The following is a 6,558-nucleotide window of genomic DNA, read 5'->3' on the forward strand; positions in this document are numbered from 1 at the left end:
GGCGAGCATCCACCTCTGTGAATGCTCACCCTTTGATCTTGAAGATGCACCGATAACAGGTCAGACCGTCAGCGGTTTTTCTCCTGTATCACCCTGAACATCCAGAGCAATTGCATGACGCTCGGCCTCGTCCTCACTCACCAACTCGCCCTCCCATTTGGCCACCACCGCTGTTGCGATGGAATTGCCCACCGCGTTGGTCGCCGAGCGGCCCATGTCCAGAAAGGTATCGATCCCTAGAATCAGTAGCAGACCGGCTTCGGGGATATCGAACTGAGTCAGGGTCGCTGCAATGACCACCAGCGAAGCACGCGGCACGCCGGCCATGCCTTTGGAGGTCAGCATCAGCGTCAACAGCATGGTGATCTGCGTACCGATAGACATCTCGATGCCATACGCCTGGGCGATGAACAGCACGGCAAAGGTGCAGTACATCATCGAGCCGTCCAGATTGAAGGAATAGCCCATGGGCATGACGAAACTGGAGATTCTGCGTTTGACTCCAAAACGATCCAGCGCGTGAAGAATCTTCGGGTAAGCCGACTCGGAACTGGCAGTGGCAAAAGACAGAAGGAAAGCTTCTCTGATCAACACCACCAGTTTGAACACACGCCGTCCGAGGAACATCCAGCCGGCAAACACCAACATGACCCAGAGCACGATCAGCCCGAAATAGAAGTCGCGCATGAACACGGCGAACTTGACTAGAATGGACAGGCCGTTGATGGTAACGGTCGCTGCCATGGCCGCCATCACCGCCAGTGGTGCAAGCTTCATCACATAACCGGTGACCTTCAACATTGCGTGGGACAGGTCTTCGATGACATTCACCAGGCCGGCGGCTTTTTTGCCCAAGGAGGCCAACGCAACGCCGAAAAATATCGAGAACACCACGATTTGCAGAATTTCGTTGGTGGCCATGGCCTCTGCGAAGGATTTGGGCACCAGATGGGTCATGAAATCCTTGAGGGTGAATACCGACGTTTGCAAGTTGGTCGTACTGGTCACGTCTGGCAGCGGCAATCCCAGGTTGTGCCCGGGCTGCAACATGTTCGCCATGACCAACCCCACCGACAGCGAGATCAATGAGGCTGTTACGAACCAGCCCAGTGCCTTGCCGAATACCCGGCCGATAGCGCTTGCATCCCCCATATGAGCGATGCCCACCACCAGGGTCGAGAACACCAGAGGAGCGATGAGCATTTTGATCAGGCGTAGAAAAATGTCAGAGATGATCGAGATATAACCGGCGATCCTGGTTGCCATCGCTTTGTCCGGGAAGTTCAGGAAAATCATGTAACCGATAAGAACCCCCAATAGCATGGCGATCAGAATGCCTGCCGCAGCCGGTAGCCTGTTTTTCATTAGGTGTAACCCCTTCTTATTGTTGTTGCGTCGGTTACGCGCTGTAACCACGTAGCCGGAAAACTACCCTAGCCCCACCTCCTCAATAAGAGCGGATCACGCTCTAGCTGATATGCCCGAATGCTATGGCCCGGCGCCCAGGCTCGGCACCTTTGCGCAAGGCTGCTGCTCGGTTTTGCTCTTCCCATAATGTGTGGTTATCGCCGTTCCCTGCTGCGCCACGCACTCACCTCCAAGCTATACAAAACAGGCATATCTCAAAGACAAAAACGGTAGTCGTCGGCAGCAATCAGCACTCCCAGAATGTGTGAAAACACAAAAGCAGCACTGCTTGGGAGACTGGCATGTCAACAGAAGCTGAACAAACCGTGGGACAGGATTGGCAGGAGGACGTGTTCCGCGTGCTCAAGGCCCACGACGTCAAACATGTGGTCTTCGTACCGGATGCAGGCCACTCGGCGGCCATCCGCATGTCGTATGCCGACCCGGACATCAAGGCCGTCGTCCTCACCACCGAAGAAGAAGGCATCGGCTACCTCGCCGGCGCCTGGCTGGGCGGTGAGCGCGGCGCACTCTTGATGCAATCCAGCGGTGTCGGCAACTGCATCAACACCCTGGCACTGCAGGTCTGTGCCGGTTTCCCGCTGTTGATGGTGGTGACCATGCGCGGTGACTGGGCCGAGTTCAACGCGTGGCAGAACCCGATGGGCCAGGCCACCGAAGCCTCCCTGAACCTGATGAAAGTCATGACCTGGCGCGCCGACGTTCCCGAAGACGTCGCCCCGCTGCTGCACGGTGCCGCGACCATGGCATTCAACGGTGATTCGTCCACTGCCCTGCTGCTCGGCCAGCGCCTGATCGGAGAAAAGAAATGGGTCAAGTAAGCGCCAACCACATCCTGTGCCGCCGCGAAGTGGTCAAGGCCTTGCTGGCCGACCGCAAAGACGTGCTGGTCGTGACCGGCCTGGGCTCGGCGTCCTATGACGTCATGGCCGCCGGCGACCACGATCTGAATTACTACCTCTGGGCCGCCATGGGCAGTGCCATCACGGTCGGCCTGGGCCTGGCGAATGCCCAGCCGGACAAGTCGGTGGTGGTGGTCACCGGCGACGGCGAGTTGCTCATGGGCTTCGGCGCACTGGCCACCGTCGCGCTGCAAAAACCCGCCAACCTGACCATCGCCGTGCTGGATAACGGTCACTTTGGCGAAACCGGCATGCAAGTCAGCCACGCGGGTTTTGGTATTTCCCTGGACCAAGTGGCGAAGACCTGCGGCTTCAGCTGGACCGACGAAATCCGTGACATGCAAGGCGTGCATGACCTGCGCGAGCGCTTCGCCACCCGCGACGGCGTCAAGCTCGCAACGATCAAGATCAAAGCTGAAAACCCGCCACGGGTGCTGCCACCGCGTGATGGTCACTACATCAAGAATCGCTTTCGTGCTGCGCTGGGTTTCAACCCGATCTGATTGCGCCCTACCCGGACCGAGTCACGCCGGGCTGATGCCAGGCGTGGCACGTTGAGGAGAATAATAATGACTGATCGCAACGCTGAAGAACTCAATGCCATCCGCGAGGGCGTACGCGCTCTTTGCGCAGAATTCGATGCCGCTTACTGGCGCAAAATCGACGAAGAAAAAGGCTTTCCGGAAACCTTCGTCAAGGCCCTGACCGATGCCGGCTGGTTGGCGGCGATGATCCCGGTTGAATACGGCGGCTCCGGCCTGGGGCTGGCCGAGGCCTCGGTGATCCTCGAAGAGGTGAACCGCTGCGGCGGCAACTCCGGGACCGTGCACGGGCAGATGTACAACATGTTCACCCTGCTGCGACACGGCAACGAGGCGCAGAAAAGCTACTACCTGCCGAAGCTGGCCAACGGTGAATTGCGCCTGCAATCGATGGGCGTGACCGAACCCACCACCGGCACCGACACCACCAAGATCAAGACTACTGCCGTACGCAAAGGCGACAAGTACGTGATCAACGGGCAGAAGGTGTGGATCTCGCGCGTTCAGCATTCCGACCTGATGATCCTGCTGGCACGCACCACGCCGTTGGCCGACGTGAAGAAAAAGTCCGAAGGCATGTCGATCTTCCTCGTCGACCTGCGCGAGGCCATCGGCAATGGCATGACCGTGCAGCCCATCGCGAACATGGTCAATCACGAAACCAACGAGTTGTTCTTCGACAACCTGGAAATCCCCGCTGACAGCCTGATTGGCGAAGAAGGCAAAGGCTTCCGGTACATCCTCGACGGACTGAATGCCGAACGCACCTTGATCGCCGCCGAGTGCATCGGTGACGGTCGCTGGTTTATCGAAAAGGCCAGCGCCTATGCCCGCGACCGCGTGGTGTTCGGGCGCCCGATCGGGCAGAACCAGGGCGTGCAGTTCCCGATCGCCGAAGCCCACATCGAAATCGAAGCGGCCGACCTGATGCGCTGGCGTGCCTGCGAGGAATACGACAGCGGCATCAACGCCGGGGCCAGCGCCAACATGGCCAAGTACCTGGCGGCCAAGGCGTCCTGGGAGGCCGCGAATGCTTGCCTGCAAACCCACGGCGGATTTGGCTTTGCCTGCGAATACGACGTCGAGCGCAAGTTCCGCGAAACCCGTCTGTATCAGGTCGCACCCATCTCCACCAACCTGATCCTGTCGTACGTTGCCGAACACCTGCTCGAACTGCCGCGCTCTTTCTAATAACAAGAGAGATAAACATCATGAGCCAGCCCAAAGGCCTCCGCCCGCTCGATGGCATTACCGTCGTCAGCCTTGAGCATGCCATTGCAGCGCCCTTCTGCACCCGCCAACTGGCCGACCTCGGCGCCCGGGTGATCAAGGTCGAACGTCCAGGCACAGGTGATTTCGCCCGGGGCTACGACCAACGCGTCAACGGCCTGGCTTCGCACTTCGTCTGGACCAACCGTTCGAAAGAAAGCCTGACCCTCGACCTGAAGCAGGACTCGGCCACCGAGGTGCTGGACAGTTTGCTGGCCACTGCCGACGTGCTCGTACAGAACCTGGCACCCGGTGCCGCTGCGCGGATGGGATTGTCATTTGAGGTGTTGCACCAGCGCTTTCCACGCCTGATTGTCTGTGACATTTCAGGCTATGGCGTCGGTGGTCCCTATGAGAAGAAGAAAGCCTACGACTTGCTGATCCAGAGTGAAGGCGGCTTTCTATCGGTCACCGGCAGCCCGGGCGAGGACGAAATGGCCAAGGCCGGTTGCTCCATCGCCGACATCGCGGCCGGCATGTACGCCTACACCGGGATTCTGTCTGCCCTGCTGCTGCGCGAACGGACCGGCGAAGGCAGCCACCTCGATGTGTCGATGCTCGAAAGCCTGGTCGAGTGGATGAATTACCCGATGTACTACGCCTACGACGGTGCGCCTCCACCCCCTCGCGCCGGTGCAGCGCACGCCACCATTTACCCCTATGGCCCCTTCCCCATCGGTGACGGCACCACCGTGATGCTGGGTTTGCAGAACGAGCGTGAATGGCAGCTGTTTTGCGAGAAGGTGCTGCTTGCCCCCGAACTGGCAAAAGACCCGCGTTTCTCGGCCAACTTCAAACGCGTCGAGAACCGCAATGCGCTACGGGAACTGATCATCGAATCGTTCTCCACGCTCAACTTCGATGCAGTGATCGATCGCCTCGACCATGCGCAAATTGCCAACGCCCGGGTGAATGACATGCAAGGTGTCTGGGACCACCCGCAACTTCAGGCCCGTGACCGTTGGCGAGCCGTTGAAACCTCCGCCGGCCCCGTTCCAAGCCTGATCCCGCCCGGCAGCAGCAGCGCATTCGAGCCGCGCATGGATGCCGTGCCGGGCCTTGGTCAACACACCGAACAGTTGCTCAGGGAACTGGGGCTGGGCGCGGAGCGCATTGAAGAAATGCGCGCCGCCGGGGCCATCTGACTGCAACGATCAACGTTTTTCGAGAGAACACTGCCCAATGAAGATCCTCGTAGCTGTGAAACGCGTGGTCGATTACAACGTGAAGGTTCGTGTGAAAGCGGACCATTCCGGCGTCGACCTCGCTAACGTCAAGATGTCGATGAACCCGTTCTGCGAAATCGCAGTGGAAGAAGCTGTACGCCTGAAAGAGAGCGGCATTGCGACTGAAATCGTCGTCGTTTCCATCGGCCCATCCACCGCTCAAGAGCAACTGCGCACCGCGCTGGCGCTGGGTGCCGACCGCGCCATCCTCGTCGAATCCGCTGAAGACCTGACTTCCCTGGCCGTGGCCAAGCTGCTCAAGGCCGTGGTCGACAAGGAGCAGCCACAGCTGGTGATCCTCGGTAAACAAGCCATCGACAGCGACAACAACCAGACTGGCCAGATGCTCGCGGCATTGAGCGGCTACGGTCAGGGCACGTTCGCATCCAAAGTCGAAGTCAGCGGAGCCAGCGTTGCCGTGACCCGCGAAATCGACGGCGGCGCGCAGACCGTTTCCCTGAAATTGCCGGCCATCGTCACTACCGACCTGCGTTTGAACGAGCCGCGCTACGCGTCCCTGCCAAACATCATGAAAGCCAAGAAGAAGCCTCTCGAGAGGCTGACTCCGGACGCTTTGGGCGTTTCCACCGTCTCCACCAACACAACCTTGAAAGTCGAAGCCCCAGCTGCACGCAGCGCGGGGATCAAGGTCAAGTCGGTGGCTGAGCTGGTGGAGAAATTGAAGAACGAAGCGAAGGTGATCTGAATGACGATCCTGGTAATTGCTGACTATTCAAATGACCAGCAGGACAACAAAGTGCTGGCCCCGGCCACGCTGAACACCGTGGCTGCCGCCGCGAAAATCGGTGGCGACATCCACGTTCTGGTGGCCGGTGCAGGTGTTGGCGCCGTGGCTGAAGCCGCGGCGAAAATTGCCGGTGTGGCGAAAGTGTTGGTGGCCGACAACGCCGCCTACGCGCATCAACTGCCGGAAAACGTTGCCCCGTTAGTGGCAGGTCTGGTGATCGAGCAACGCACGATTTACAGCCATGTGCTGGCTTCCGCCACTTCCAACGGCAAAAACATCCTGCCGCGCGTTGCTGCTCAGCTGGACGTTGACCAGATCTCCGAGATCATCTCGGTAGAAAGCGCCGATACCTTCAAGCGCCCGATCTACGCCGGTAACGCCATCGCTACTGTGCAATCGAATGCTGCAGTGAAAGTGATCACCGTGCGTGCGACCGGTTTCGA

Annotated in this window: 6 protein-coding genes and 1 pseudogene; 6 read left to right on the forward strand and 1 reads right to left on the reverse strand. The window is 59.2% G+C overall.

Annotated features, from left to right (window positions below; all coding sequences use genetic code 11):
• Positions 1 to 60 precede the first annotated feature (60 nt).
• Positions 61 to 1,365, reverse strand: coding sequence for a dicarboxylate/amino acid:cation symporter (locus AC1DQM_RS08465; protein WP_477746015.1), 1,305 nt, complete (start codon positions 1,363 to 1,365; stop codon positions 61 to 63).
• A gap of 344 nt (positions 1,366 to 1,709) precedes the next feature.
• Here AC1DQM_RS08465 and AC1DQM_RS08470 point away from each other — a divergent pair, with 344 nt between their 5' ends.
• The 6 genes and pseudogenes from AC1DQM_RS08470 to AC1DQM_RS08495 all read left to right on the forward strand — a co-directional run.
• Positions 1,710 to 2,249: a thiamine pyrophosphate-binding protein gene (locus AC1DQM_RS08470; protein ID WP_018928360.1), complete on the forward strand. Its 540-nt coding sequence runs from the start codon at positions 1,710 to 1,712 to the stop codon at positions 2,247 to 2,249.
• Entirely contained in the window at positions 2,237 to 2,833 is a 597-nt protein-coding gene (locus AC1DQM_RS08475; RefSeq protein ID WP_138867082.1) for a thiamine pyrophosphate-dependent enzyme, read from the forward strand. Before AC1DQM_RS08470 ends, AC1DQM_RS08475 begins: the two co-directional genes overlap by 13 nt.
• Positions 2,834 to 2,899: 66 nt before the next feature.
• Positions 2,900 to 4,063: an acyl-CoA dehydrogenase family protein gene (locus AC1DQM_RS08480; protein WP_018928362.1), complete on the forward strand. Its 1,164-nt coding sequence runs from the start codon at positions 2,900 to 2,902 to the stop codon at positions 4,061 to 4,063.
• A gap of 20 nt (positions 4,064 to 4,083) precedes the next feature.
• Positions 4,084 to 5,286 carry a CaiB/BaiF CoA transferase family protein gene (locus AC1DQM_RS08485; RefSeq protein WP_230138942.1) on the forward strand — a complete coding sequence of 401 codons (1,203 nt, stop codon included), beginning with the start codon at positions 4,084 to 4,086 and terminating at the stop codon, positions 5,284 to 5,286.
• A 37-nt stretch (positions 5,287 to 5,323) separates the two neighbouring features.
• Positions 5,324 to 6,073 carry an electron transfer flavoprotein subunit beta/FixA family protein gene (locus AC1DQM_RS08490; protein ID WP_192379289.1) on the forward strand — a complete coding sequence of 250 codons (750 nt, stop codon included), beginning with the start codon at positions 5,324 to 5,326 and terminating at the stop codon, positions 6,071 to 6,073.
• Positions 6,074 to 6,558: pseudogene (locus AC1DQM_RS08495) on the forward strand (electron transfer flavoprotein subunit alpha/FixB family protein); the annotation flags it as partial.

Source organism: Pseudomonas sp. 01L34 (assembly GCF_056400265.1).